The sequence below is a fragment of the Bacillus cereus group sp. BfR-BA-01492 genome (genome assembly GCF_022662815.1).
In the GTDB taxonomy this organism is placed as follows: Bacteria; Bacillota; Bacilli; order Bacillales; family Bacillaceae_G; genus Bacillus_A; species Bacillus_A cereus_BD.
The window spans coordinates 26,312-51,582 of record NZ_JAKUEH010000007.1 but is presented as its reverse complement, the minus strand read 5'-3'; the positions used below and the strand labels follow the sequence as shown (position 1 = coordinate 51,582).

The window sequence follows — 25,271 nt, the reverse complement described above, 5'->3', positions numbered from 1 at the left end:
GACAACGTATTGATTAAAACTAGGCAAAAGGGTTACAATAGTGAATATTATCTTACTTGAACTTATTTGCCTTTCATTTTTATGTATTTGCCTTCCGTATTTTCCCTTTACCCATATAAAAAGAGAATAATATTAAAGTGTGGTGTCTGAATGAATTTGTCAATTGCGGCATTAGAAAACATGAAATTAAAAGAATTATACGAGCATGCGAAAGAATATAAAATTTCGTATTACAGTAAATTAACAAAGAAAGAGTTAATTTTTGCTATATTAAAAGCTCGTGCAGAAAAAGAAGGCTTCTTTTTCATGGAAGGTGTACTAGAGATTATTCAATCCGAGGGATTTGGATTCTTACGCCCGATCAACTACTCTCCAAGCTCAGAAGATATTTATATTTCGGCTTCGCAAATTCGTCGTTTTGATTTGCGCAACGGGGATAAAGTTTCTGGTAAAGTGCGACCACCAAAAGAAAATGAACGCTACTTTGGATTACTACAGGTTGAAGCAGTAAACGGTGATGATCCAGAATCTGCAAAAGAACGTGTACATTTCCCTGCATTAACACCGTTATATCCAAATCGTCAAATGAAATTGGAGACGGAACCAAAGAAACTATCTACGCGCATCATGGATTTAATTGCACCAGTTGGGTTTGGACAACGTGGTTTAATTGTTGCGCCTCCAAAAGCTGGTAAAACAATCTTGTTAAAGGAAATTGCTCACAGTATCACAACGAATCATCCAGATGCAGAATTAATTGTGCTTTTAATTGATGAGCGTCCGGAGGAAGTGACGGATATTGAACGATCTGTTAAAGGTGATGTTGTAAGTTCTACATTCGATGAGGTACCTGAGAATCATATTAAAGTTGCCGAACTTGTATTAGAACGTGCAATGCGTCTTGTAGAGCATAAAAAAGACGTTGTTATTTTAATGGATAGTATTACCCGTTTAGCGCGTGCTTACAATCTTGTTATTCCGCCAAGTGGACGTACATTATCAGGTGGTATTGATCCAGCTGCATTCCATAGACCGAAACGATTTTTCGGGGCTGCCCGTAATATCGAAGAGGGCGGTAGTTTAACGATTTTAGCAACAGCGCTTGTAGATACAGGTTCTCGTATGGATGATGTGATTTATGAGGAGTTTAAAGGAACAGGAAATATGGAACTTCATTTAGATCGTTCGTTAGCTGAGCGTCGTATTTTCCCAGCGATTGATATTCGCCGCTCTGGTACACGTAAAGAAGATTTATTAATTCCAAAAGAACATTTAGACAAGCTATGGGGTATTCGCAAAACAATGCGTGATACACCAGACTTCGTTGAAAGTTTCTTGCGTAAACTTCGTCAAACGAAAACAAATGAGGAATTTTTACAAAATATTGTTGCAGACTCCAAAAGATATGTAACAACGAAGTAAAGGGATAAAAGGTTGGGACTCGCTTATATTATAGTAAGCGAGTTTTTTATGTGTTTTGAATAGGTAACAGCTTCTCGGTCGAGAGCTCCAAGTGCCCTTCCATTCTGAGCGAGCCGCCTGCGCTTTTAGGAGATATCTAGCTCCGGCGACAAGACCAGTCGGTCGTTTCACCCCTTCCTGCGAGGCAAAGAGCGCCTCTATGTCAGGGGTTCCAACGTCCTCCTGTTCTGAGCGAGCCGCCTGCGCTTTTATTTTTTATAATGCTAAAAACAGGTAGTTGCAAAATGGTGTGAGCCTTGTTATAATTTCATCATATGTGCTTCATCAATATAGTTGTGAATGCAGCTAGAGATGAAAAACTCTGTTTCGAAAATGATTCAGGGCGGAAGGAGATGAAAAGAATGAAAGCAGGAATCCATCCAGATTACAAGAAAGTTGTATTTATGGATACAAACACAGGCTTCAAATTCTTAAGCGGATCTACTAAAGGTTCTAGCGAAACAATCGAGTGGGAAGATGGAAACACTTATCCATTAATTAAAGTTGAGATCAGTTCTGATTCTCACCCATTCTACACTGGACGTCAGAAGTTTGCTACTGCAGACGGACGTGTTGACCGCTTCAATAAGAAATACGGTCTTAAGTAATAAAAACATAAAACAGGCAAGTGTATCTATTCGCTTGTCTGTTTTTTTTGCGAAAATATAACCTTTACCCTACTTTATATAGGAAAAGTAGCTGAAAGGAGAACTCAATGTACTTAATAAATCAAAACGGTTGGATTGAAGTGATTTGCGGAAGTATGTTTTCTGGAAAATCAGAAGAGCTCATCCGCCGTGTACGTCGTACGCAATTTGCGAAGCAGAATGCGATTGTTTTTAAACCTTGTATTGATAATCGTTATAGTGAAGAAGATGTTGTTTCACATAATGGCATGAAGGTGAAAGCAGTTCCTGTATCAGCTTCAAAAGATGTATTTAAATATGTGACAGAAGATATGAACGTTATTGCAATCGACGAGGTGCAATTTTTTGATGAGGACATTGTGGAAGTGGTGCAAATGTTGGCAAATCGAGGCTATCGCGTCATTGTGGCCGGTTTAGACCAGGATTTCCGTGGTCTACCATTTGGACAAGTTCCTCAGCTAATGGCGATTGCTGAACATGTAACAAAATTACAGGCGGTTTGTTCCGTATGTGGTTCTCCAGCTAGTCGTACACAACGCTTAATTAATGGTGAACCAGCTGCGTTTGATGATCCAATTATTTTAGTCGGCGCTTCAGAATCGTATGAGCCGCGTTGCCGTCATTGTCATGCAGTGCCTACAAAGCAAAGATAAATGAAACTCGCTACATAAGGCGGGTTTTTTTTCGAAAGTTGGTAGCAAGACCAGTTGGTCGTTTCACCCCTTCCGCCGAGGCAAAGAGCGCCTCTATGTCAGGGGTTCCAACGTCCTCCTGTTCTAAGCGAGCCGCCTGCGCTTTTAGGAGATATCTAGCTCCGGCGGCAAGAATGGTCGGTGGCTTCGCTTCTTCCGACGAGGCAAAAATCGCCTCTTTGTTAGAAGCTCCATCCTCCTCCCATTCTGAGCGAGCCGCCTGCGCTTTTAAATATAATTTGCGTTTTTTTTATTTTGTGCCATATACTATTGATATTAGATACTAGGATGTTGAGGTGAATGATGTGTTAGATCGTTTGCAAGCTGTAGAGGATCGTTATGAGAAGTTAAATGAGTTATTAAGTGACCCAGCGGTTATTAATGATTCTAATAAGCTTCGTGAGTATTCAAAGGAACAATCTGATATTCAAGAAACGGTAGAAGTGTATCGTGAGTATAAAGATGTTCGTGAGCAATTGCAAGATGCAAAAGCGATGTTAGAAGATAAATTAGATGCTGAGATGCGTGAAATGGTAAAGGAAGAAGTTTCAGATTTAGAGGTACAGGAGAAGGAATTATCAGAGCGTTTGAAAATTTTACTTGTACCAAAAGATCCGAATGATGATAAGAACGTTATTGTTGAAATTCGCGGTGCAGCTGGTGGTGATGAGGCAGCTTTATTTGCTGGCGATTTATATCGTATGTATAGCCGTTATGCTGAGGTACAAGGATGGAAAACAGATATTATCGAAGCAAGTTATACAGAATTAGGTGGATATAAAGAGATTATCTTTATGATTAACGGTAAAGGCGCATATGCGAAGTTGAAATTCGAAAACGGCGCGCATCGTGTACAACGTGTTCCAGAAACAGAATCTGGTGGACGTATTCATACATCTACAGCAACAGTAGCTGTATTACCAGAAGCGGAAGAAGTAGAAATCGATATTCATGAAAAAGATATTCGTGTGGATACATTTGCTTCTAGTGGTCCTGGTGGACAAAGTGTTAATACAACAATGTCAGCGGTACGCTTAACTCATTTACCAACTGGTGTAGTTGTATCTTGTCAGGATGAGAAGTCACAAATTAAGAACAAAGAAAAAGCAATGAAAGTATTACGTGCGCGTATTTATGATAAATTTAGACAAGAAGCGCAAGCTGAGTATGATCAAAATCGTAAACAAGCTGTTGGTACGGGGGATCGTTCTGAGCGTATTCGTACGTATAACTTCCCGCAAAACCGTGTTACAGACCATCGAATTGGTTTAACGATTCAAAAGCTAGATCAAATTTTACAAGGTAAGTTAGATGATTTCATCAACGCGCTAGTAATGGAAGATCAGGCGAAGAAGATGGAGGCCGCTGAGTAATGCGTGTCTATGAAGCCCTGAAATGGGCTTCTTCTTTTTTACAAGAGAATGGGCGGGATGAAAATGCGGGAGAAATCGTCCTTTGTCATGTATTAAACACAAATCGCACGGGTTTAATGATGAATATGCGTGAGGAAATATGTAATGAACAGGAAAAGCGTTTTAAAGAGTTGATTCATAAACATATTGATGGAATTCCTGTACAATATTTAATGGGATATGAGATGTTTTATGGTCGATCTTTTTTTGTAAATGAGGAAGTGTTAATACCGCGCCCAGAAACAGAAGAGCTTATCGTTGGTGTGCTGGAGAGAATTCAACGTAATTTTGGTAATCAAGAGCTTCATGTAGCGGACATTGGAACAGGAAGTGGAGCTATTTCCATTACACTTGCATTAGAGAATCAAAATCTTCATGTATATACGGTAGATATTGCGCAAGAATCTATTGAAGTTGCCAAACAAAATGCAACATCACTAGGAGCAAATGTGACATTTTATCACGGAGATTTATTATCACCATTTTATGAAACAGGGCAAAAATTAGACGTTGTTGTTTCGAATCCTCCGTATATACCGGAAGAAGATTGGAAAGGATTATCTTCTGTTGTGAAAGAACATGAGCCGAAGCGAGCGCTTGTTGGTGGAGCGGATGGTCTTGATTTTTATCGCCGTTTTATGGAAGAGTTGCCTCGTGTATTACAGAAAAAAGCAATTGTTGCTTTTGAAGTCGGTGTGGGGCAAGGGGAAGATGTAAAAGGGTTATTAGAAAAGACGTTCCCACACGCTCATGTAGAAGTGGTTTTTGATATTAATGGTAAAGATCGTATGGTCTTTGCGGAAATGGAGTAAGGCATAAGCCTTGCTCCATTTTTGTATAAAAAATTTATATAGATTTTGAATTTAATAGTTTAGAAAGATGAAAGTCTGTCCACACTGTTTCTAGAAGGGACGGTGGAGGAAATGAAAAAACAAGTGATTGCTTATTTTCTTTTACTATTAATTGGTGCACAGTTACTTGTGCAGTTTGAATATATGAAAGCCGATGCGAAAGGGCCGGCGGTGATTCCGAAAGAAGCAGTTCGCCTTCGAATTTTAGCGAATAGTGATTCAGATAAAGATCAAGCGTTAAAGCGGAAAGTACGCGATGAAGTGAAAGCGCAAATTGATGGTTGGGTAGCGGATTTAAAAACATTTGAGGAAGCGCGTCAAGTCATTCAAAGTCATATCCTAGAAATCGAAAAAACAGTTGCTCATACGTTAAAAGAAGAAGGAAGTAAGGAATCATTTCAAGTTACATTTGGAAAGAATATAAAATTTCCTACAAAGGTTTATGGTAATTTTATTTATCCAGCAGGAGAATATGAAGCGGTATTAATTACGATTGGAAAGGGAGAGGGGGCAAACTGGTGGTGCGTATTATTCCCGCCAATGTGCTTTATGGATTTTTCGAGCGGTACAGCTGTAGAGAAAGAGGAGAAAGTTGTAAAGGCTGAATCGCTGGATCAAGAAGAAGAAGTAACACCGCAGCTTGAAAAGGAAGAAGAGCCTACAAAAGAGGAACACAAAGATAAAGCGCAGCAAAAAGGGAATAATCAGCAAGAGAAAGATGTTAAAAAACAAGAGCGAGTACAAGAAGTAGTAAAACAGGAAGTGATGAAAAAAGCACAAGATAATCCGAAAGAAACAAAGGATCAAGAAAAAAGCGACAAATTAGAAACGGTGGAAATTGTGGAAAAAACAAAGGAGCCTGCGGATAAAAAACAAGGTCAAAAGGTGGAAGTAGTAGAGTCTGAAGAAGAACCTGAAGTGAAATTATTTATTGTTGAAGCTTTTTCCTCTTTATTTTCTAAATAAGTACTATTTATAAATCCCTCTTCATATATATAAATGAGGAGGGATTTATGATGAAAAAGATTTCTTTTGCAACGAAAAACGATATTGAAAGATTGCATTCTTTTTTCGGACAAGCTAATAAAAAAAATGATAAAATAAATGAGTTGTACGAACAATTTATGATTTTAGAAGATAAAGGAACGATACAAGCTGTTATTGGATATGAACGGGAAGGGCAAAAGGCGCTCGTTCGCTCATGTTTATTCACACCAGCTGTGGATAATAAGACTTTCTTATATTTTTTTGAAATGTTTTTGCAGTATATGAAAGAAAAAAATATCGAACAACTATATTTACTCACAAATCATCCACAATCTATAACAATCTTTCAGTTTTTTTATTTTAGACCTGTGGAAAAAGAAGATGTTCCTGTAGAGATTCAACAGCTAGAACACTTTTGTGAAAATGTAAAACAGCAGAATGTAATAATACTAAATTGTCAGCTATTAACAAAGTTATCCACTGATTAATTGATTTTATCCACAATTTGTGGATAAACATGGTTTGTCTTTTGGATAACTGTCATAGTAAACTAAAAATACATATGTATTTCATGGGAGAAAAGGACGTGGAAAAAAATGCATACAAATATGTGGATTGTGGATAATTTTGTGGAAATAAAAAAAGATTATCCACAATTACAAGAAGCAGCAAAATTATTACGAGAAAATGAGGCAGTTGCGTTTCCGACAGAAACAGTATATGGACTTGGAGCAAACGCAATGAATGATGAAGCCATTGCAAAAATATTTGAAGCAAAGGGCAGACCTAGCGATAATCCTCTTATTGTTCATATTGGCTCGAAGTTGCAATTAACTGATATTGTTAGGGAGGTTCCACCTGTTGCCGAAATGTTAATGAAGCACTTTTGGCCAGGACCACTGACAATTATTTTACCGAAAAAGGACGGTATTTCAGAGAAGGTTACAGCAGGGTTAGATACAGTTGGTGTTAGGATGCCTGACCATGAAGTAGCACTGGCACTCATTGAAGCAGCAAACGTTCCAGTTGCAGCACCAAGTGCCAATCGTTCTGGACGCCCAAGTCCGACGTTAGCTTCTCACGTGTATGAAGATTTGAACGGAAAAATTGCTGGGATTGTTGATGGTGGAGCAACTGGTGTTGGAGTTGAATCGACAGTCATTGACTGCACGAGTAAGGTGCCAACCATTTTACGTCCAGGCGGGATTACGAAAGAGCAGTTAGAAGAAGTAATTGGCCCGGTTTCTTTCGATCCAGCGCTGAAAGATGAAAAGGAAAAACCGAAAGCGCCAGGGATGAAATATACGCATTATGCTCCGAAGGCACCACTTAGTATTGTGGAAGGATCGCGCGATTTTATTCAACAACTTGTGGATAAAAAGAAACGAGAGGGATATACGGTTGGTGTATTAACAACAGAAGAATATCAGCATGTATATCAGGCGGATGTTGTATTATCTTGTGGATTAAGAAGAGATTTAGCAAGTGTTGCAACAAAATTATATGATGTGCTTAGAACGTTTGATGCAAGCAAAGTAGATTGCATTTTTAGTGAATCGTTTCCAAATGAAGGAATTGGAAATGCCATTATGAATCGTTTAACAAAAGCGGCAGGGCACCATATTATTGTTGAAGAATAGGCGAGTGCATTACTCGCCTTTTTCATATGGATACAAACATAAAAGCAGGCTCTTTGTTTCATACCTACATGTTAAGGCATGAATTGATACATAGATTCTATTTTTCCTCGGATGAGCATATGGTGAAGTAGCAAGTCCGAGGAGGGACGAGAACGATGATTGAACAATTCATACCTTTAATCATTATGGCTTTTGCCTTAGGAATGGATGCATTTTCTGTAAGCCTCGGCATGGGGATGGTCACGCTTAAGGTGCGACAAATTGTTTATATTGGGGTAACAATCGGTATATTTCATATTCTGATGCCCTTTTTAGGGATGGTTCTTGGACGACTGTTATCAGAAAAATTTGGCCAAATTGCTACACTCGCTGGGGCTAGTTTGTTAATTGGATTAGGTTTTTATATTGTTTACTCTTCACTTTTAGAAAATGAAGATACAAGGGCGACTCCCACTGGGATTAGTTTGCTTATATTCGCATTTAGTGTAAGTATTGATAGCTTTTCAGTCGGATTAAGCCTCGGGATTTATGGGGCACAGATGATTTTGACGATATTGCTTTTTGGCTTCATCAGCATGATTTTAGCGTGGGCTGGCTTATTATTAGGAAGACATGCAAAGCATATGCTTGGTACATATGGGGAAGTTTTGGGAGGGCTCATTCTAGTTGGATTTGGAATGTATCTTCTTTTTCCGCTATAATCTTGTTATTATGTAAGAAAATGAGAAAGATTACGTTTAACAGTTTCTATTATTTGATGGGTAAATACCTTTCTATAAGAAATCTCATTTCTATTCATACTCTTCATAATAAGATACTTTCCATATATAGAAAGGATGATACAAATGACAAGAGTAAAACAAATTTTTGGAATCGTGATTAGTTTTTTTGTCTTTTGGTTTAGCATGCTCGGAGTACAAATGTTTGCCGAATTTCTAGATATTGATTCTTTCAAATTCATTGTAGGTAAAACAGAAACAGCTCGTGCGTTCTATTCACCGTATCCATTTTTAATTGTATTTTTGCTTACATTGCTATCTTTATATTTCTTTGTCATAAAGCTTGGGAAACCAAAGAAAGTGAACAATGTTCTTCCTGAGGAAAATAAAGAGCAAATTTGAGTTATTTTTAAAACCCCCGCGAGATATGCGGGGGTTTTTCTTTTAAATGGGGCGCACTAATTCAAATTGTTCGCCTAGTTTCGCATAGTTATGACCAGCAAGTCGGCTTACTGGTTTTAATCCTTCAGCATGGATGCGCCCTTTTTCATATAAGTGTTCAGCAACATGAAAACGAACGACACGCCCAATGAGTAGATCGCACGCTGGAGACTCCTCTGTTCCGCCAAGAGGAATCGCGCGCTCTAATACGCACTCCATTCGAATATTTGCTTCTTTTACACCTGGTACAGAAATAACATCACTATCAATAGGAGTTAATTTCGCTTGTTCAATTTCGCTTTGATGGGGAGGAAGGTTTGCGGCAGTTTCATTAATAGCTTCCACATAAGATTCATCGGAAATATGTACAACAAATTCCCCTTTTTCAATTGCATTTCGCGACGTATCTTTTCGCTGCCCTTCTTTTCTTTGTACAGAAACAGAGATGAGCGGAGGATTGGCAGCAACGATATTAAAATAGCTGTAAGGAGCCCCGTTTAAAACACCATCTTGTGTCAAAGAAGTGACGAATGCGACAGGGCGCGGGATAATGCTTCCTGTTAATAATTTATAATTCTCTCGTTCTGTTTGTTCATTTGGGTTAATGGAAATCATATTCGTAATCTCCCTTCTTTTTAGAAATGCTTCCTTGTTTGTTTACAAGATACGACTAGAAAACTCCTTCTTTTTTTCAATTTTTGTGGAGAGGATCGGTGAGGTGGCCTAGTGGCGAGGTGACGAAATTTGTCGACTGGTCGATATCTTGTGTCGAACCGCCGATAAATGATGCTGAACCACCGATAAAACAGAAGTTGCGCCGATAAATGATGCTGAACCACCGATAAATCTGAAGAATCGCTAATATATGATTGTAAAAAGAAGAGCCTATCTCCAAAAGGAGATAGGCTCTTCTTCATGTCTTAAAGTAAAGTGTAAGCGCCAGGGCCGATTAAGGCGACACCTACTGCAACAGCAATTAAGATTAAGTTATATTCGAATCCATTTTCTGTTGCCCAGAAACCATTTTTGCCATGAACTGTAATAATTGCAACTAACATTGTACCAACAATAAATAGTGCACCAACCCAAGTGAAGATACCTGCTGCGAATAAGAAACCACCTAATAGTTCAGTTGCACCTGCCATAAATGCCATAAATACACCAGGACGTAGGCCGATAGATTCCATCCAGCCGCCTGTTCCTTTTAGGCCGTAGCCACCAAACCAGCCGAATAATTTTTGAGCAGCATGCCCCATAAATGAAATTCCGATAATAAGACGAATAATAAGTAGACCAATGTTCATCATTTATAAAACCTCCTAAAAGTTATTAACTTATCTTACGTAAGTAATAATAAATGAGTTACTTACTTTAGTCAAGTGAGATTTTGAAAAAATGTGAAGAAAATTTTACAAATCATAAATAAAAAATAAATATGTTGTGAGGACCTCTAGACAAGTTTGTGAAAAAAAGAGACAATATAGATAAGAAGTTTGTTGTTATGCCAATAATTTGAATTGACTGGATTTTTTTGAAGCGATACAATGAACTTCTATTCGTAATCATGCACTTTATTTCGAAAGCGTTTTTACGGTATAGTATTTAAGTAAGAAGTTTTACGAGTATTTCCATATTTACTAGGGATTGCCCTATATATTTGCAAGCAACTTTTAAGGAGGACTATCCTATGTTTAAAAAATTATTCGGTTTTGGTTCAAAAACAAATGAAGAAACAATCGTAGCTCCGTTAACTGGAGAAGTGAAAAATATTGAAGAAGTACCAGATCCAGTATTCTCTGGTCGCATGATGGGGGATGGTATTGCAATCGTTCCAACTGAAGGTGTTGTTGTATCTCCTGTAGATGGTGAAATCGTTCAATTATTCCATACGAAACATGCTGTTGGTATTAAGGCAAAGAATGGTACAGAAATTTTAATTCATGTTGGCTTAGAAACTGTAAAAATGGAAGGCGAAGGTTTCGAAGCTCACGTATCTGAAGGACAAGCTGTAAAGAAAGGCGATAAATTAATTTCCTTCGATTTAGAATTCATTCGTGAAAAAGCAAAAAGTACAATTACACCAGTTGTCATTACAAATACAGACGCAGCTGAATCTATTAAAACAACTGTAGGTGTATCAGCTACAAAAGGTGTAACAGAAGTAATGAAAGTTACAATGAAATAATCATTTTTAATAAGGAGTCTATTTCGTATGAAATGGATTCCTTATTTTCATGCATTTTTTTATATAGTAAGAAAGTAAAGGAAATGTCGTACTGTTAAGTGGCAGTTTACATTTCTATGATGTTTTAAATAAATATGGTATTATATTTAAGGCACTTGAAACTAGGGTTTCACATATATGTGGATAAGGCGCATTTCTCTTAGAAAAGTAAACGAGAAATGCGCCTTCTGTTATATTCACAATTCTTTTGTTCCAGTGTCATGTACGTTATGATAAGTATAGGATATTTGGCAGAAGGAGTGATTGTGGATGAAGCGAGTATTGTTTGTTTGTACTGGAAATACATGTCGTAGTCCAATGGCAGAGGCATTGCTTCGTCATTATGGAAGAGGGAATTTTGAAGTGCAATCTGCTGGTGTTTTTGCAAGTCCTGGAAGCGATGCATCTCTGCATGCTAAGGAGGCATTAGCTAAGAAAGGAATTTCAATCAATCATGCTTCTAAGCAAGTGACAGAAACATTAATTGATTGGGCTGATATCATTTTGACTATGACAGAAAACCATAAACAGCTTTTGTTAGGATACTATCCGAAAGTAAAAGAGAAACTGCATACATTATATGAATTTACAGAAGGTATAAATAAAGATATTTCAGATCCATTTGGTGGATCGCTCTCTATTTATGAAACAACACTAGTAGAGATGGAAAAACTTGTACAAAGTTTGCTGGAAAAACATTCAGAGTCTTAATGTTTCGTGTATAATACGATATTGGAGATCAACTTGTTTGTAATAGACAAGTTTGAAATGAGGTAGCCATTTATGAATGGAATGATTCATAAACGTTGCAGTAAAAATCTGGAGGGGTAAAAATGAAAGTAGTAGTAGCATCTGATCACGGCGGTATCAATATCCGCACAGAAATTGTAAATCTATTAGAAGAGTTAAACATTGAGTATATTGATTTAGGATGTGAGTGTGAGGCAGGATCTGTTGATTACCCTGATTTTGCATTTCCAGCAGCAGAAATGGTTGCAAAAGGTGAAGTAGATCGTGGTATTTTAATTTGTGGTACAGGTATTGGTATGTCAATTGCGGCAAATAAAGTTCACGGCATTCGTTGCGCATTAGTTCATGATACATTTAGCGCAAGAGCAACTAGAGAGCATAATGATAGCAACATGTTAGCGATGGGTGAGCGTGTTATTGGCGCTGGCTTAGCACGTGATATCGCAAAAATTTGGCTAACAACTGATTATGAAGGTGGACGCCACGAAAATCGTGTAGGAAAAATTAAAACATACGAAGAAAAATAATATACATTCTAACTTCTATCAAAAGATAATATAATTTGTTGAACCAACCTGTGAAAGGAAGAGGCGTAATGATGGAAATAGTAAAAGTAAAAGAGCAGCTACAAACATTGCTTTCTGATTTTCAAGAACAAGCTTCTTTACAATGTGGTCAAATTTTTGTAGTAGGCTGTAGTACAAGTGAAGTGCTCGGAGAAAGAATTGGAACTTCAGGGACGATGGAAGTAGCCGAAGCGATTTTTTCTGAACTAATACAATTTCAAAAACAGACAGGTGTCGCATTAGTGTTTCAATGTTGTGAGCATTTAAATCGTGCTTTAGTGGTAGAAAAAGAAGTAGCTTTGAAACATGGTTTTGAAATTGTGACCGTTACGCCTGTTAGATCAGCAGGTGGTGCATTGGCGACATATGCGTATCATAATTTTAAAGATCCTGTAGTGGTAGAATTTATAAAAGCAGACGCAGGTATCGATATTGGTGATACATTCATTGGTATGCATTTAAAACATGTGGCGGTTCCTGTTCGCACAAGCATAAAAGAGGTTGGAAATGCGCATGTAACGATGGCTAAAACGCGCGCGAAACTAATTGGGGGAGCGCGTGCTGTATATAAAGCGACAGAAGAAACAATGATTTGCCGTTAATATATAGGGAAAGAAAAGACCGAACTTGGTCTTTTTTTTCTTTTATGATATAGAAAGTCATGTTAGAATGTAGTTGAAAATATGAAGGTTTAAAAGAATTACAACTTGAATTTTCGTTTTTTCTGAATAAATAGGAAAAAACCATTAGGAATTGATGTAATTCGTTCAGAAAAGGGGGATTTTGGTGGATCATTTAAAACGTCAAGATGAAAAGGTATTTGCTGCAATTGAAGCGGAATTAGGAAGACAGCGTTCAAAAATTGAGTTAATTGCTTCGGAAAACTTCGTAAGTGAAGCTGTAATGGAAGCACAAGGTTCTGTTTTAACAAATAAGTATGCGGAAGGGTATCCTGGTAAACGTTACTATGGTGGTTGTGAGCATGTAGACGTAGTAGAGGATATTGCACGCGATCGTGTGAAAGAGATCTTTGGTGCTGAACATGTAAATGTTCAACCGCATTCTGGTGCACAAGCGAACATGGCTGTATACTTCACGATTTTAGAGCATGGAGATACAGTTCTTGGTATGAATTTATCTCATGGCGGTCATTTGACACACGGAAGTCCCGTTAACTTTAGTGGAGTACAATATAATTTCGTAGAATATGGTGTGGATGCTGAAACTCATCGTATTAACTACGACGATGTGTTAGCGAAAGCAAAAGAACATCAACCGAAACTTATCGTCGCAGGTGCAAGTGCGTATCCTCGTGTGATCGATTTCAAAAGATTTCGTGAAATTGCCGATGAAGTAGGGGCATATTTAATGGTAGATATGGCTCATATTGCAGGTTTAGTTGCAGCGGACTTACACCCAAATCCAGTGCCACATGCACATTTCGTTACGACAACAACACATAAAACATTACGCGGTCCACGCGGTGGTATGATTTTATGTGAAGAGAAATTTGCGAAGCAAATTGATAAATCAATCTTCCCTGGTATTCAAGGCGGTCCACTTATGCATGTCATCGCTGCAAAAGCTGTTGCATTTGGGGAAGCACTTCAAGATGACTTTAAAACATATGCGCAAAATATTATTCATAATGCACAGCGTTTAGCAGAAGGACTTCAAAAAGAAGGACTTACACTTGTTTCTGGTGGAACGGATAACCACCTGATTTTAATCGATGTTCGCAACTTAAATATTACAGGAAAAGTGGCAGAACATGTATTAGATGAAGTAGGTATTACAGTAAACAAAAATACAATTCCATTTGAAACAGCAAGTCCGTTTGTAACAAGTGGTGTACGTATCGGTACAGCCGCTGTAACATCTCGTGGCTTCGGCTTAGAAGAAATGGATGAAATCGCGTCAATTATTGCATATACATTAAAAAATCACGAAGACGAAGCTGTATTAGACGAAGCTCGTAAACGTGTAGCTGCATTAACAAGTAAGTTTCCAATGTACACTGATTTATAATAGATGAAAAAAACCACTGTAACATCATGTTGCAGTGGTTTTCTTTGCTTTAGATTGCATATTGCTTGAATATAGAGAAAGAACTTCATGAAAAAAGATGAGACACAACTACCCCTGAAAGTATGTATACAAAACATGAATAAATTTTGGGAATATAATGAAGGATATAATTTCCATAATTGGTAAATATATTAGATGGATTCATTATGAAATTAATATTTTTCCAAATTTGCCCTTGAATATTAGTAGCGTTTTCTTTACAATCGTAAATAGTGCAAACGGCGTGGAAACACGCATGAATATCATCTGAAGGAGAGATTCACATGGGAAAACTGTATGTATTTGATCACCCGTTAATTCAACATAAGATTACATATATTCGCGATAAAAATACAGGTACAAAAGAGTTTCGTGAATTAGTGGATGAAGTAGCAAGTTTAATGGCTTTTGAAATTACACGTGATCTTCCACTTGAAGAAATCGAAATTGAAACACCTGTGAGCAAAGCAAAAACAAAAGTGATCGCTGGGAAGAAGCTAGGTTTAATTCCAATTTTACGTGCAGGTTTAGGAATGGTAGACGGAATTCTGAAATTAATTCCAGCAGCAAAAGTGGGACATATTGGTTTATACCGTGACCCAAAAACATTGCAACCGGTAGAATACTATGTGAAACTTCCAACGGATGTAGAAGAACGTGACTTTATCGTACTAGATCCGATGTTAGCAACAGGTGGTTCTGCAGCTGAAGCGATTAACTCTTTGAAAAAGCGCGGTGCGAAACATATTAAATTAATGTGTATCGTAGCTGCACCAGAAGGAGTAAAAGTTGTACAAGAAGAGCATCCTGATGTTGATATTTATGTAGCAGCGTTAGATGAAAAATTAAATGACCACGGTTATGTTGTTCCAGGTTTAGGTGATGCTGGAGACCGCCTATTTGGAACGAAGTAAGACAACAGACGAGAGGGATTCCCTGCTCGTCTTTTTTTATAGATTGGGAGTAGGGGAGGGGGATAAATATACAAAGTATATGCAACATAAATTGCATATGGATAACATATAATATAGAAGTCTAACAACTAAAAGGGGCTATATTATAGAAAGAAAACGTTATATCTGAAAAATAGAATGGTGACAAACTTGTGAACATTTTCTTCTATATATAGAGAGAAATCTACTAGATTTCACATAAATTCCACCAGTATTTAGAAGGGGAACGTTTTCATTTTTGGGAGGAAATAACTAATACTCAAATTTTTTGATTTTTTACGATTTCTCGTTGACAGTGCTAATACCCTATTGTATGCTAACAACGGGGATAGATGGTAGGGCTTTCAGTGACAATTTTGTATCTATTCCGTGACGAAAAAGTAAACTTTTGGTTTTGTTTAAGATTTATGCAAAAAAATGAGTTATTATTAACACATCTTGAATGAGGCTTACATATTGGAGGGATGAATCCTTGCAAAAAAACGATCGCAGCCCTATAAAAGCATATGCTTTAATGTCAGGGATTTTAGCTCAGCTAGTCGGTTCCATTCTTGTTGGGATTTTTGGTGGGCAATGGCTTGACAGTAAGGTTGGAACGTTTCCATTGTTTCTAGTTATCGGCTTACTACTAGGGTTAGGAACAGGAATTTATGCAATGATTCGACTCATTCGACATTACTATTCGGGAGAGCAATGATGATAGATGTACATGGGCTTGTCCAAAGACAAAAGAAATATATGTACTACTTGCTTGCACTTCTAGTGCTAGGATGGGGATTTACCTCTTACAAGGATGTGTTTCTTGGGCTGATTATCGGAACGATTTTCAGTTTTCTTAGTTTGCGCATCATTGCACGTAGAACAGACAAGCTTATAGATCGCGTTACCAATGGAGGAAGCGTGAAATTTAAAGCTACAGCTGTAAGTACATATTCGAGGTTTGCGACGATTGGATTATTAATTTTATTTGCGGCAAAGTATCAGCATTTCATTGCGATGTGGAGCTTAGGTGTAGGATTGCTGACAGGGTATCTTGTCATGATCATAGATTTTCTTTATTTAGAGTATAAGAACAGGGAAGAGAGGTGAATTACTAGTGGAACACGGTAAATTGGTTGATTTTCTAGGTTTAACGTTCGATTTGTCCGCAGTTATCATGGTTACTGTAGCAGCAGTTATTGTTTTCTTAGTCGCTGTGATTGGAACTCGAAGCTTAGCTCTTCGTCCGACAGGAATGCAAAACTTCCTTGAGTGGGTGTTAGACTTTGTGAAAGGCATTATTGGCAGTACGATGGACTGGAAAACAGGTGGGCGCTTCTTAACACTCGGCGTTACACTTATGATGTTTATTTTCGTATCAAACATGCTCGGTTTACCATTCATGTTTTCAACAACTGAGGCTGGTGAACATATTGCATGGTGGAGATCGCCAACGTCTGACCCAGCAGTTACTTTAACATTAGCCGTGATGGTAGTTACCCTCACCCATTACTATGGAATTAAGATGAAGGGTACAAAGGAATATATAAAGGGTTATTTCCAACCTATGAAGTTCTTATTTCCTTTAAAGGTTATTGAGGAGTTTGCTAACACGTTAACGTTGGGCCTTCGTCTATTCGGTAACATTTATGCTGGTGAGATTTTATTAACATTGCTTGCTCAATTAGGTGCAAGTGGTGCTTTTGGAGCATTAGGCGCGGTTGTGCCAATGTTAGCATGGATGGGATTCAGTGTATTCGTTGGATCAATCCAAGCATTTATTTTCACAATGTTAACGATGGTTTACATGGCTCATAAAGTAAGTCATGACCATTAATATATCTTAAGTAAGTATAAAATTTATTTTTTTCTAATAAAAAGGAGGACATTTTAAATGAGTTTAGGTGTAATCGCAGCTGCAATTGCAATTGGTTTATCAGCATTAGGTGCAGGTATTGGTAACGGTCTTATCGTATCACGTACAATCGAAGGTGTTGCTCGTCAACCAGAATTAAAAGGCGCACTTCAAACAATTATGTTCATCGGGGTTGCATTAGTTGAGGCACTTCCAATCATTGGTGTAGTTATTGCATTCATCGTAATGAACAGATAAGGGATACTCCCCTTACATAAATGGCGAAGAGTGTTTTTTGAACTTTCTTCGCCATTGCTTTATGAACGAAATGTATGTCTTTTTTTCATATAGTTAATTTAGATACCTTGAAGGGAGTGAATCCTTGTGCCAACTTTATTATTAGGAGCTGCCATTCCGTTTGGAACGATCGCTTATACGTTGGTCGTTTTCCTAATTTTATTAGTGATGCTACGCAAATTTGCTTGGGGTCCTTTAATGGGAATTATGAAGGAACGTGAAGAGCATGTTGCTAGCGAAATCGACGCTGCAGAAAAAAATCATGCAGAGGCGAAAAAGTTAGTAGAAGAACAACGTGAAATGTTAAAACAGTCACGTGTTGAAGCACAAGAGTTAATCGAAAGAGCGAAAAAGCAAGCAGAAGAGCAAAAAGATGGTATTATTACTGCTGCAAAAGAAGAAGCAGAATCAATTAAAACATCTGCTGTACAAGAAATTCAACGCGAAAAAGAGCAAGCAATTGCTACATTACAAGAACAAGTCGCTTCTTTATCTGTTCAAATTGCTTCCAAAGTAATTGAAAAAGAACTAAAAGAAGAAGACCAAGTGAAATTAATTCGCGATTATATTAAAGAAGTAGGAGAAGCGCGATGAGCAATGAGATTGTAGCAAAACGTTATGCTGTCGCTCTTTTTCAAATTGCAAAAGAAAAACACGTATTAGAAACGTTTGAAGAAGAATTAGGCCTTGTACAAAGCGTTTTTATGAAAAACGAAGAACCACATAGCTTTTTAACAAAGCCAAATATTTCAAAGGAACAGAAAAAAATGTTTCTTTCTAACGTATTCTCTTCTGTTTCTGAGTCTATTTTAAATACGTTATATATTTTAGTTGATAATAAACGAATTGAAATTTTACCTGCCATTGCAAATGAATACGTAACTCTTGCAAACGAAGAGCGTAACGTAGCGGATGCAACTGTCTATTCTACTCGTCTTCTATCTGAAGAAGAGAAACTGAACATTGCAGAAGCATTTGCAAAAAGAACTGGAAAAGATGCAATTCGCGTAAAAAATATTGTAGATGAGGATTTACTAGGCGGTATTAAAGTGCGCATTGGAAATCGCATTTACGATGGAAGTTTACAAGGAAAATTAGCACGTATTCAGCGTGAACTAATGAAGAATAGATAGGGGTGAAGCACATGAGCATCAGAGCTGAAGAAATTAGCGCACTGATAAAGCAACAAATTGAAAACTATCAGTCTGAAATCGAAGTTAGCGATGTTGGTACAGTTATCCAAGTTGGTGACGGTATCGCGCGTGCTCATGGTCTTGATAACGTTATGGCTGGTGAACTTGTAGAGTTTGCTAACGGCGTTATGGGACTAGCACAAAACTTAGAGGAAAACAACGTAGGTATTATTATTCTAGGACCTTACACAGAAATCCGTGAAGGTGACGAAGTTCGTCGTACAGGCCGTATTATGCAAGTGCCAGTAGGTGAAGAACTAATCGGTCGTGTTGTAAACCCATTAGGTCAACCGGTAGACGGTTTAGGCCCAATCCATACAACAAAAACTCGTCCAATCGAAAGCCCAGCACCAGGTGTAATGGATCGTAAATCTGTTCATGAGCCACTTCAAACTGGTATTAAGGCAATTGATGCACTTGTACCAATCGGTCGTGGTCAACGTGAGTTAATCATTGGTGACCGTCAAACTGGTAAAACGGCAGTAGCACTGGATACAATCTTAAATCAAAAAGATGAAGACATGATTTGTATCTATGTTGCAATTGGACAAAAAGAATCTACAGTACGTAACGTAGTAGAAACACTGCGTAAGCATGGTGCATTAGATTACACAATTGTTGTAACAGCATCAGCTTCTCAACCAGCTCCATTATTATACTTAGCTCCTTATGCAGGTGTAACAATGGGGGAAGAATTCATGTACAACGGAAAACACGTATTAGTCGTGTATGATGACTTATCAAAACAAGCAGCTGCTTACCGTGAGCTATCATTACTATTACGTCGTCCTCCAGGTCGTGAAGCATATCCAGGGGATGTATTCTACTTACATTCTCGCTTACTAGAGCGTGCAGCAAAATTAAGCGATGCAAAAGGCGGCGGCTCATTAACAGCTCTACCTTTCATCGAAACACAAGCAGGGGACGTATCAGCATACATCCCAACAAACGTAATCTCCATTACAGATGGACAAATCTTCTTACAATCTGATTTATTCTTCTCTGGCGTACGTCCAGCAATCGATGCAGGTACTTCAGTATCTCGTGTTGGTGGATCTGCTCAGATTAAAGCGATGAGTAAAGTATCAGGTACACTTCGTCTTGACCTTGCATCTTACCGTGAGTTAGAAGCGTTCGCTCAGTTCGGTTCTGACCTTGATAAAGCAACACAAGCGAAACTAAACCGCGGTGCTCGCACAGTTGAAGTGTTAAAACAAGGATTACACAAACCGTTGCGAGTAGAGAAACAAGTTACGATTCTTTACGCTTTAACACGTGGATTCCTAGATGATATTCCAGTAGCAGATATCACTCGCTTTGAAGAAGAATTCTATGCTTGGTTAGATTCAAATGCAGCTGATTTATTAGAAGAAATCCGCACAACGAAGAAACTTGCGGATGACGATAAATTTGCAGCAGCAATCAATGGATTTAAAAAAGTATTCGTAGCTTCTGAACAATAAAAAGCGGAGGTGGCTCGTCCAAGAAGGGGAGGGCATTGGAACTCCTGACGAAGAGGCGCTTTTTGCCTCGCAGGAAGGGGTGAAATGACCGACCCTCCTAGCCGCCGCAGCTAAATTGAATAAAAAGCGGAAGCGGCTCGTTCAGAACAGGAGGACGTTGGAGCTCCTGACGAAGAGGTGTTCTTTGCCTCACAGGAAGGAGCGAAACGACCGACTGTCCAAGCGGCTGAAGCTAAACTATACAAAAGGTAGTTCGTCTTAGAATTACTAACGATTTACAGAGGAAAAGAGTAGGTGCACCTATTCTTTTCCTTCAATCATGAGCAAGCATGCCTTGCAATATGGATTAGAAAGATGAACGAAAAGGAATCTTACTAATCATGCCAACTTCCCGAAAAAAGGTGGTGAAAACCTGTGGCATCTTTACGCGATATAAAAGCGAAAATTAACTCGACAAAGAAAACGAGTCAAATCACGAAAGCGATGGAGATGGTATCTGCATCGAAATTAAACCGTGCAGAACAAAATGCTAAATCTTTCGTTCCATATATGGAAAAAATTCAAGAAGTGGTAGCGAGTATCGCGCAAGGTAGCAAAGGAATCAATCATCCGATGCTAACAGCGCGTCCTGTAAAGCGTACAGGGTACATCGTTATTACATCTGATCGCGGACTAGCAGGTGGTTATAACAGTAACGTATTACGTGAGGTAAGTAACGTAATTCGTGAGCGTCACAATATGGATCCAAATCAATATTCAATTATTGTAGTTGGACGACTAGGACGTGATTATTTAAAACGTCGTGGCTTTAACATCATTGATGAAGTAGTTGGATTATCTGATCACCCATCATTTACAGATATTAAAGATCTTGCTTCTCGAGCAATTGCGATGTTTGCAGATGGTGCTTATGATGAATTGTATATTTATTACAATCACTATGTAAGTAAAATTTCACAAGAAGTAACGGAAAATAAAGTTTTACCGCTTACAGATGTGAAATCTGATAAAAAGTTAACTCCATATGAGTTTGAACCTTCAGAAGAAGAAATCTTAAAAGTACTATTGCCACAATACGCGGAAAGCTTAGTGTACGGTGCACTGCTAGACGGAAAAGCAAGTGAGCACGCAGCGCGTATGACAGCAATGAAGAGTGCTACAGACAATGCAATGGAAGTTATCGATACACTTACACTTTCATTCAACCGTGCTCGTCAAGCTGCGATTACACAAGAAATCACAGAAATCGTTGGCGGAGCAGCAGCGTTAGAATAGTAAGAAAAGGCGGAAGCGGCTCGTCCAGAACAGGAGGGCGTTGGAGCTCCTGACGAAGAGGCGCTCTTTGCCTCACAGGAAGGAGCGAAACGACCGACTGTTCTAGCCGCTGTAGCTAGATTGTAAGAAAAGGCGGAAGCGGTTCGTTCAGAATGGGAGGGGGATGGAGCTTCAGACATAGAGGCGTAGTTTGCCTCGCAGGAAGAAGCGAAGCCACCGAGCATTCTAACCGCTGTAGCTAGATTCATAAAAAATTGAAAGCCGACTGATAGAAAGCTGGCTAATATAAAGAAAGCTAGGAGGGAACCCGATGAATAAAGGGCGCGTTACGCAAATCATGGGTCCGGTTGTAGACGTTAAGTTTGACGGCGGAAAGCTACCTGAAATCTACAATGCCCTTAGAATTAAAAAAGATGAAGTTAACTTAACTTTAGAAGTTGCACTTCACTTAGGTGATGATACAGTTCGTACGGTTGCAATGTCTTCCACTGATGGACTTGTTCGTGGCACAGAAGTAGAAGATACAGGTCGACCAATCTCAGTTCCAGTTGGTGATGCAACACTTGGTCGTGTATTTAACGTATTAGGTGAGTCAATTGACTTAGATGGTGAAATTCCAGCGGATGTACGCCGTGACCCAATTCACCGTCAAGCACCTGCATTCGAAGAATTATCTACAAAAGTAGAAATTCTTGAAACTGGTATTAAAGTAGTAGACTTACTTGCTCCATACATTAAAGGTGGTAAAATCGGTCTATTCGGTGGTGCCGGTGTAGGTAAAACAGTATTAATTCAGGAGTTAATCAATAACATTGCACAAGAACACGGTGGTATTTCTGTATTCGCTGGTGTAGGTGAGCGTACTCGTGAAGGGAACGATTTATACCATGAAATGAGTGACTCTGGCGTAATCAAGAAAACAGCGATGGTATTCGGACAAATGAACGAGCCACCTGGTGCACGTCAACGTGTTGCATTAACAGGGTTAACAATGGCGGAACATTTCCGTGATGAGCAAGGACAAGACGTACTATTGTTCATCGATAACATCTTCCGTTTCACGCAAGCGGGTTCTGAAGTATCTGCCCTTCTTGGTCGTATGCCATCTGCGGTAGGTTACCAACCAACACTTGCAACTGAAATGGGTCAATTACAAGAGCGTATTACATCAACAAATAAAGGGTCTATTACGTCTATCCAAGCGGTATATGTACCAGCCGATGACTACACTGACCCAGCACCTGCTACAACGTTCGCTCACTTAGATGCAACAACAAACTTAGAGCGTCGTTTAACGCAAATGGGTATTTATCCAGCGGTAGATCCATTAGCTTCTACATCTCGTGCGCTTTCTCCAGAAATCGTAGGAGAAGAGCATTATGAGATTGCTCGTCAAGTACAGCAAACTCTTCAACGTTATAAAGAGCTTCAAGATATTATCGCTATCTTAGGTATGGATGAGTTATCTGAAGAAGATAAGTTAGTTGTACATCGCGCTCGTCGCATTCAATTCTTCTTATCACAAAACTTCCACGTGGCGGAACAATTTACAGGTCAACCAGGATCTTATGTACCTGTAAAAGAAACAGTTCGTGGTTTCAAAGAAATTCTAGAAGGTAAACATGATGATCTTCCAGAAGATGCATTCCGCTTAGTAGGTGGAATTGAAGAAGTTGTTGAAAACGCGAAGAAAATGATGGCGTAAGGCCTTAGGAGGGACGAATTATGAAGACATTTCCAGTCAGTATTGTAACTCCTGATGGACCAGTTTATGAAAAAGAAGTAGAAATGGTAAGCGTTAAGGCAGAAAGTGGGGAGATGGGGATTTTACCAGGTCACATTCCCACTGTTGCGCCGCTTAAAATTAGTGCGGTTCGTTTGAAAAATGGCGGTCATACTGATTATGTAGCAGTAAGCGGCGGCTTTATCGAAGTTCGTCCAGATAAAGTAACAGTATTAGCACCATCTGCTGAAGAAGCGAACCATATTGATATTCATCGTGCAAATGAAGCGAAGCGTCGTGCTGAGCAACGTCTGCAAGATAAACAAGCTCATGTTGACTTTAAGCGTGCAGAACTAGCGCTAAAACGTGCAATTAATCGTTTGGACGTTTCTGAGATGAAATAAAAAATCCGTAAAGGTTCTTGCCTTTACGGATTTTTTTATTTGTCTAAATAGAATGAATTCCTGATTTGTAGAAAATATTAAGAAAAATGATATAATGAGAAGGTATTTTTATATAAATATGATATACGGCGTATGAAAGGAGAGGGGAACATGATTAGTGAAATGAAACGAGAAGCCTTGCAATCACTAAAGGGGAAGTGGGGGCTTGGTGTAGGCTCAACGATTTTACAATTTGTTTTAAGTTATATTGTTTCGCTAGTTGCATCATTAATAATTTTTATTCCAGCAGTACTGTTAATAATAGCGACTGGCGACTCATTGTATGCATTTGAAGAGGGAGTAGTAGGAATTGGTGCTGCTATTGCATTTATTTTTATATATATACTAATGTTCATTGTGAATTATGGAGCATATGGAATTATGGTATATGGCTATACGAATTTGTATGTCAATATAAGTAAGAGAAATAATGTTACGATAGATTATTTATTTGAAGGGTTTCGTGGTGTAAATAGAATTTGGAAGTCAATAAAAGCGATGCTAGGTGTATTTATATATTCGCTATCTTGGGTTCCGGTTATATTTATGGGAATACTCATGTTTTTAGTTGGGGATGAAAATAATCCACCTGAAAGTATAGCATTGGTAATCGTTGTATTTTGTTTCATATTTATTTCAATTATAGTATCGATCATTGCTTCTTTTTCGTATGCGATGACGTTTTATATTTTAGTAGAGAATCCGGAATACAGTGTTTTACAAGCGTTAAAAGAAAGTAAATCAATCATGAAAGGGCATAAAATGGATTTATTTCTTTTATGGCTTAGCTTTATTGGCTGGGGAATTTTAGCTATGTTTACATTGGGAATTGGATTCCTTTGGTTATACCCATATTTCACTACAACAACAGCGCATTTTTATCAATATATATCAGAAAAAGAATTATACTAAAAGGATATGGAGTGGAGGGTGCAAGGATAATGTGCTCTCGCTTTTTATAAGACTATATGATGATGAAATAGAAGCTTGGAGGGTTTACATGATTAGTGATTTAAAAGGAAGGGCTCTTGATGCCTTAGAAGGGAAATGGGGCTTAGCGGTAGGAATCACGCTGCTTATTATTATTTTAATATCCATCTGTAGAACAGTTATTACAGTCCCATTCTCATTTATATGGGGCTGGGAAGAGGCAAGTAGATCTCTTTCAGTAGATGTGGTTGCCATGCTTATTATTGGGCCGTTAACTTTAGGAGCATACTCCCTTGTATTGCGTGCAGTTCGTGAGCAAGATGTAAAAGCAAGTCAACTATTTAGCTGGTTTACAGATGGAAGTAAGTTGATAAAGTCATTTTTAACGTATTTATTAATATATGTATATTTAATTTTATGGACGTTATTATTGATTATTCCAGGAATTATTAAGTCCTTCTCCTATTCGATGACGTACTTCATTTTGAACGATCATCCTGAATATACAATGAATCAAGCGATTACAGAAAGTCGTCGCATAATGGATGGGCATAAACTGGATTATTTTCTAGTATGCTTAAGTTTTATTGGTTGGTTTTTATTAAGTATTGTTACAATTGGAATTGGATTCCTATGGTTAATTCCCTATTTCTATACAACAAGCGCAGCATTTTATGAGGAAATCACAAAAGATTAATTGAAA

The 25,271-nt window shown here is 38.2% G+C and carries 31 protein-coding genes; 29 read left to right on the top strand and 2 right to left on the bottom strand.

Going from position 1 to position 25,271, the window contains the following annotated elements:
* Positions 1–150: 150 nt before the first annotated feature.
* The 10 genes from rho (at position 151) to MR063_RS10765 (ending at position 8,811) form a co-directional block, all read left to right on the top strand.
* Positions 151–1,422 carry a transcription termination factor Rho gene (gene rho / locus MR063_RS10810; protein WP_087099490.1) on the top strand — a complete coding sequence of 424 codons (1,272 nt, stop codon included), beginning with the start codon at positions 151–153 and terminating at the stop codon, positions 1,420–1,422.
* A gap of 401 nt (positions 1,423–1,823) precedes the next feature.
* Positions 1,824–2,069: a type B 50S ribosomal protein L31 gene (locus MR063_RS10805; protein ID WP_012096298.1), complete on the top strand. Its 246-nt coding sequence runs from the start codon at positions 1,824–1,826 to the stop codon at positions 2,067–2,069.
* A 107-nt stretch (positions 2,070–2,176) separates the two neighbouring features.
* The gene (locus tag MR063_RS10800) at positions 2,177–2,761 is read left to right on the top strand and encodes a thymidine kinase (protein WP_242144788.1); all 585 of its coding nucleotides are present in this window, start codon (positions 2,177–2,179) and stop codon (positions 2,759–2,761) included.
* Between the two features lie 344 nt (positions 2,762–3,105).
* A complete protein-coding gene (prfA, locus tag MR063_RS10795; RefSeq protein ID WP_242144958.1) occupies positions 3,106–4,173 on the top strand; it encodes a peptide chain release factor 1 in 1,068 nt (355 codons plus the stop codon).
* Positions 4,173–5,024, top strand: a complete 852-nt coding sequence (gene prmC, locus MR063_RS10790; protein ID WP_242197519.1) for a peptide chain release factor N(5)-glutamine methyltransferase — start codon at positions 4,173–4,175, stop codon at positions 5,022–5,024. Before prfA ends, prmC begins: the two co-directional genes overlap by 1 nt.
* A 102-nt stretch (positions 5,025–5,126) precedes the next feature.
* Positions 5,127–6,029 (top strand): stage II sporulation protein R, encoded by a 903-nt coding sequence (gene spoIIR, locus MR063_RS10785; protein WP_242197515.1) that lies wholly within the window; start codon positions 5,127–5,129, stop codon positions 6,027–6,029.
* Between the two features lie 50 nt (positions 6,030–6,079).
* A complete protein-coding gene (locus tag MR063_RS10780) occupies positions 6,080–6,538 on the top strand; it encodes a GNAT family N-acetyltransferase (protein ID WP_242197512.1) in 459 nt (152 codons plus the stop codon).
* 108 nt (positions 6,539–6,646) lie between these two features.
* Positions 6,647–7,690, top strand: a complete 1,044-nt coding sequence (locus MR063_RS10775) for an L-threonylcarbamoyladenylate synthase (RefSeq protein ID WP_242197509.1) — start codon at positions 6,647–6,649, stop codon at positions 7,688–7,690.
* Positions 7,691–7,845: 155 nt separating this feature from the next.
* Positions 7,846–8,391 (top strand): manganese efflux pump MntP, encoded by a 546-nt coding sequence (locus MR063_RS10770; RefSeq protein WP_242197506.1) that lies wholly within the window; start codon positions 7,846–7,848, stop codon positions 8,389–8,391.
* A gap of 144 nt (positions 8,392–8,535) precedes the next feature.
* Positions 8,536–8,811 carry a DUF3935 domain-containing protein gene (locus MR063_RS10765; RefSeq protein ID WP_242144794.1) on the top strand — a complete coding sequence of 92 codons (276 nt, stop codon included), beginning with the start codon at positions 8,536–8,538 and terminating at the stop codon, positions 8,809–8,811.
* Between the two features lie 42 nt (positions 8,812–8,853).
* Here the strand turns inward: MR063_RS10765 and MR063_RS10760 are convergent, their stop codons facing one another.
* Together MR063_RS10760 and MR063_RS10755 are read right to left on the bottom strand one after the other, a co-directional pair.
* Positions 8,854–9,465 carry a flavin reductase family protein gene (locus tag MR063_RS10760; RefSeq protein ID WP_242197503.1) on the bottom strand — a complete coding sequence of 204 codons (612 nt, stop codon included), beginning with the start codon at positions 9,463–9,465 and terminating at the stop codon, positions 8,854–8,856.
* Between the two features lie 305 nt (positions 9,466–9,770).
* Positions 9,771–10,157 (bottom strand): DoxX family protein, encoded by a 387-nt coding sequence (locus MR063_RS10755; RefSeq protein ID WP_242144796.1) that lies wholly within the window; start codon positions 10,155–10,157, stop codon positions 9,771–9,773.
* A gap of 380 nt (positions 10,158–10,537) precedes the next feature.
* Between MR063_RS10755 and MR063_RS10750 the strand changes: the two genes are divergently transcribed.
* The 19 genes from MR063_RS10750 (at position 10,538) to MR063_RS10660 (ending at position 25,265) form a co-directional block, all read left to right on the top strand.
* Entirely contained in the window at positions 10,538–11,035 is a 498-nt protein-coding gene (locus tag MR063_RS10750; RefSeq protein WP_242197500.1) for a PTS sugar transporter subunit IIA, read from the top strand.
* 309 nt (positions 11,036–11,344) lie between these two features.
* Positions 11,345–11,785 (top strand): low molecular weight protein arginine phosphatase, encoded by a 441-nt coding sequence (locus MR063_RS10745; protein WP_242197495.1) that lies wholly within the window; start codon positions 11,345–11,347, stop codon positions 11,783–11,785.
* Positions 11,786–11,907: 122 nt separating this feature from the next.
* Complete coding sequence (gene rpiB, locus MR063_RS10740) at positions 11,908–12,351, top strand: ribose 5-phosphate isomerase B (RefSeq protein ID WP_242144799.1); 444 nt, start codon at positions 11,908–11,910, stop codon at positions 12,349–12,351.
* 68 nt (positions 12,352–12,419) lie between these two features.
* Complete coding sequence (locus tag MR063_RS10735) at positions 12,420–12,992, top strand: TIGR01440 family protein (protein WP_242197493.1); 573 nt, start codon at positions 12,420–12,422, stop codon at positions 12,990–12,992.
* A 184-nt stretch (positions 12,993–13,176) separates the two neighbouring features.
* Positions 13,177–14,418, top strand: coding sequence for a serine hydroxymethyltransferase (gene glyA / locus MR063_RS10730; protein ID WP_242197490.1), 1,242 nt, complete (start codon positions 13,177–13,179; stop codon positions 14,416–14,418).
* A gap of 323 nt (positions 14,419–14,741) precedes the next feature.
* Positions 14,742–15,371, top strand: a complete 630-nt coding sequence (upp, locus tag MR063_RS10725) for a uracil phosphoribosyltransferase (RefSeq protein ID WP_012096281.1) — start codon at positions 14,742–14,744, stop codon at positions 15,369–15,371.
* Positions 15,372–15,742: 371 nt separating this feature from the next.
* Positions 15,743–15,856: a DUF4024 domain-containing protein gene (locus MR063_RS10720; protein WP_242197487.1), complete on the top strand. Its 114-nt coding sequence runs from the start codon at positions 15,743–15,745 to the stop codon at positions 15,854–15,856.
* Positions 15,857–15,882: 26 nt separating this feature from the next.
* A complete protein-coding gene (locus tag MR063_RS10715) occupies positions 15,883–16,107 on the top strand; it encodes an AtpZ/AtpI family protein (protein WP_140388452.1) in 225 nt (74 codons plus the stop codon).
* The gene (locus MR063_RS10710; RefSeq protein ID WP_087099467.1) at positions 16,107–16,499 is read left to right on the top strand and encodes an ATP synthase subunit I; all 393 of its coding nucleotides are present in this window, start codon (positions 16,107–16,109) and stop codon (positions 16,497–16,499) included. The genes MR063_RS10715 and MR063_RS10710 overlap by 1 nt, the downstream gene beginning before the upstream one ends.
* 7 nt (positions 16,500–16,506) lie before the next feature.
* Positions 16,507–17,226, top strand: coding sequence for a F0F1 ATP synthase subunit A (gene atpB, locus MR063_RS10705; RefSeq protein WP_242144804.1), 720 nt, complete (start codon positions 16,507–16,509; stop codon positions 17,224–17,226).
* A gap of 57 nt (positions 17,227–17,283) precedes the next feature.
* Positions 17,284–17,502, top strand: a complete 219-nt coding sequence (gene atpE, locus MR063_RS10700) for a F0F1 ATP synthase subunit C (RefSeq protein WP_012096277.1) — start codon at positions 17,284–17,286, stop codon at positions 17,500–17,502.
* Between the two features lie 126 nt (positions 17,503–17,628).
* Positions 17,629–18,135, top strand: a complete 507-nt coding sequence (atpF, locus tag MR063_RS10695) for a F0F1 ATP synthase subunit B (protein ID WP_242144805.1) — start codon at positions 17,629–17,631, stop codon at positions 18,133–18,135.
* Positions 18,132–18,674 (top strand): F0F1 ATP synthase subunit delta, encoded by a 543-nt coding sequence (locus MR063_RS10690; RefSeq protein ID WP_242197484.1) that lies wholly within the window; start codon positions 18,132–18,134, stop codon positions 18,672–18,674. Before atpF ends, MR063_RS10690 begins: the two co-directional genes overlap by 4 nt.
* An 11-nt stretch (positions 18,675–18,685) precedes the next feature.
* Positions 18,686–20,197, top strand: a complete 1,512-nt coding sequence (gene atpA / locus MR063_RS10685) for a F0F1 ATP synthase subunit alpha (protein ID WP_242197481.1) — start codon at positions 18,686–18,688, stop codon at positions 20,195–20,197.
* A 414-nt stretch (positions 20,198–20,611) separates the two neighbouring features.
* Entirely contained in the window at positions 20,612–21,472 is an 861-nt protein-coding gene (atpG, locus tag MR063_RS10680) for a F0F1 ATP synthase subunit gamma (RefSeq protein ID WP_242144808.1), read from the top strand.
* Between the two features lie 310 nt (positions 21,473–21,782).
* Entirely contained in the window at positions 21,783–23,177 is a 1,395-nt protein-coding gene (gene atpD, locus MR063_RS10675; protein ID WP_242197478.1) for a F0F1 ATP synthase subunit beta, read from the top strand.
* Positions 23,178–23,197: 20 nt separating this feature from the next.
* Entirely contained in the window at positions 23,198–23,599 is a 402-nt protein-coding gene (locus MR063_RS10670) for a F0F1 ATP synthase subunit epsilon (RefSeq protein ID WP_242144810.1), read from the top strand.
* Positions 23,600–23,749: 150 nt separating this feature from the next.
* Complete coding sequence (locus MR063_RS10665; RefSeq protein ID WP_242197475.1) at positions 23,750–24,550, top strand: DUF975 family protein; 801 nt, start codon at positions 23,750–23,752, stop codon at positions 24,548–24,550.
* An 88-nt stretch (positions 24,551–24,638) separates the two neighbouring features.
* Positions 24,639–25,265, top strand: a complete 627-nt coding sequence (locus tag MR063_RS10660; protein ID WP_242197472.1) for a DUF975 family protein — start codon at positions 24,639–24,641, stop codon at positions 25,263–25,265.
* Positions 25,266–25,271: the final 6 nt, after the last annotated feature.

Bases quoted from the DNA above. Each gene is read 5' to 3' on its own strand.
- atpD (WP_242197478.1), top strand. From the start codon at position 21,783: ATGAATAAAGGGCGCGTTACGCAAATCATGGGTCCGGTTGTAGACGTT.
- MR063_RS10720 (WP_242197487.1), top strand. From the start codon at position 15,743: ATGGTAGGGCTTTCAGTGACAATTTTGTATCTATTCCGTGACGAAAAA.
- MR063_RS10750 (WP_242197500.1), top strand. From the start codon at position 10,538: ATGTTTAAAAAATTATTCGGTTTTGGTTCAAAAACAAATGAAGAAACA.
- MR063_RS10710 (WP_087099467.1), top strand. From the start codon at position 16,107: ATGATAGATGTACATGGGCTTGTCCAAAGACAAAAGAAATATATGTAC.
- atpE (WP_012096277.1), top strand. From the start codon at position 17,284: ATGAGTTTAGGTGTAATCGCAGCTGCAATTGCAATTGGTTTATCAGCA.
- MR063_RS10745 (WP_242197495.1), top strand. From the start codon at position 11,345: ATGAAGCGAGTATTGTTTGTTTGTACTGGAAATACATGTCGTAGTCCA.
- MR063_RS10775 (WP_242197509.1), top strand. From the start codon at position 6,647: ATGCATACAAATATGTGGATTGTGGATAATTTTGTGGAAATAAAAAAA.
- prmC (WP_242197519.1), top strand. From the start codon at position 4,173: ATGCGTGTCTATGAAGCCCTGAAATGGGCTTCTTCTTTTTTACAAGAG.
- rpiB (WP_242144799.1), top strand. From the start codon at position 11,908: ATGAAAGTAGTAGTAGCATCTGATCACGGCGGTATCAATATCCGCACA.
- MR063_RS10735 (WP_242197493.1), top strand. From the start codon at position 12,420: ATGATGGAAATAGTAAAAGTAAAAGAGCAGCTACAAACATTGCTTTCT.
- MR063_RS10690 (WP_242197484.1), top strand. From the start codon at position 18,132: ATGAGCAATGAGATTGTAGCAAAACGTTATGCTGTCGCTCTTTTTCAA.
- MR063_RS10800 (WP_242144788.1), top strand. From the start codon at position 2,177: ATGTACTTAATAAATCAAAACGGTTGGATTGAAGTGATTTGCGGAAGT.
- rho (WP_087099490.1), top strand. From the start codon at position 151: ATGAATTTGTCAATTGCGGCATTAGAAAACATGAAATTAAAAGAATTA.
- MR063_RS10665 (WP_242197475.1), top strand. From the start codon at position 23,750: ATGATTAGTGAAATGAAACGAGAAGCCTTGCAATCACTAAAGGGGAAG.
- MR063_RS10670 (WP_242144810.1), top strand. From the start codon at position 23,198: ATGAAGACATTTCCAGTCAGTATTGTAACTCCTGATGGACCAGTTTAT.
- atpA (WP_242197481.1), top strand. From the start codon at position 18,686: ATGAGCATCAGAGCTGAAGAAATTAGCGCACTGATAAAGCAACAAATT.
- MR063_RS10765 (WP_242144794.1), top strand. From the start codon at position 8,536: ATGACAAGAGTAAAACAAATTTTTGGAATCGTGATTAGTTTTTTTGTC.
- MR063_RS10805 (WP_012096298.1), top strand. From the start codon at position 1,824: ATGAAAGCAGGAATCCATCCAGATTACAAGAAAGTTGTATTTATGGAT.
- upp (WP_012096281.1), top strand. From the start codon at position 14,742: ATGGGAAAACTGTATGTATTTGATCACCCGTTAATTCAACATAAGATT.
- MR063_RS10760 (WP_242197503.1), bottom strand. From the start codon at position 9,465: ATGATTTCCATTAACCCAAATGAACAAACAGAACGAGAGAATTATAAA.
- MR063_RS10780 (WP_242197512.1), top strand. From the start codon at position 6,080: ATGAAAAAGATTTCTTTTGCAACGAAAAACGATATTGAAAGATTGCAT.
- MR063_RS10755 (WP_242144796.1), bottom strand. From the start codon at position 10,157: ATGATGAACATTGGTCTACTTATTATTCGTCTTATTATCGGAATTTCA.
- MR063_RS10660 (WP_242197472.1), top strand. From the start codon at position 24,639: ATGATTAGTGATTTAAAAGGAAGGGCTCTTGATGCCTTAGAAGGGAAA.
- MR063_RS10770 (WP_242197506.1), top strand. From the start codon at position 7,846: ATGATTGAACAATTCATACCTTTAATCATTATGGCTTTTGCCTTAGGA.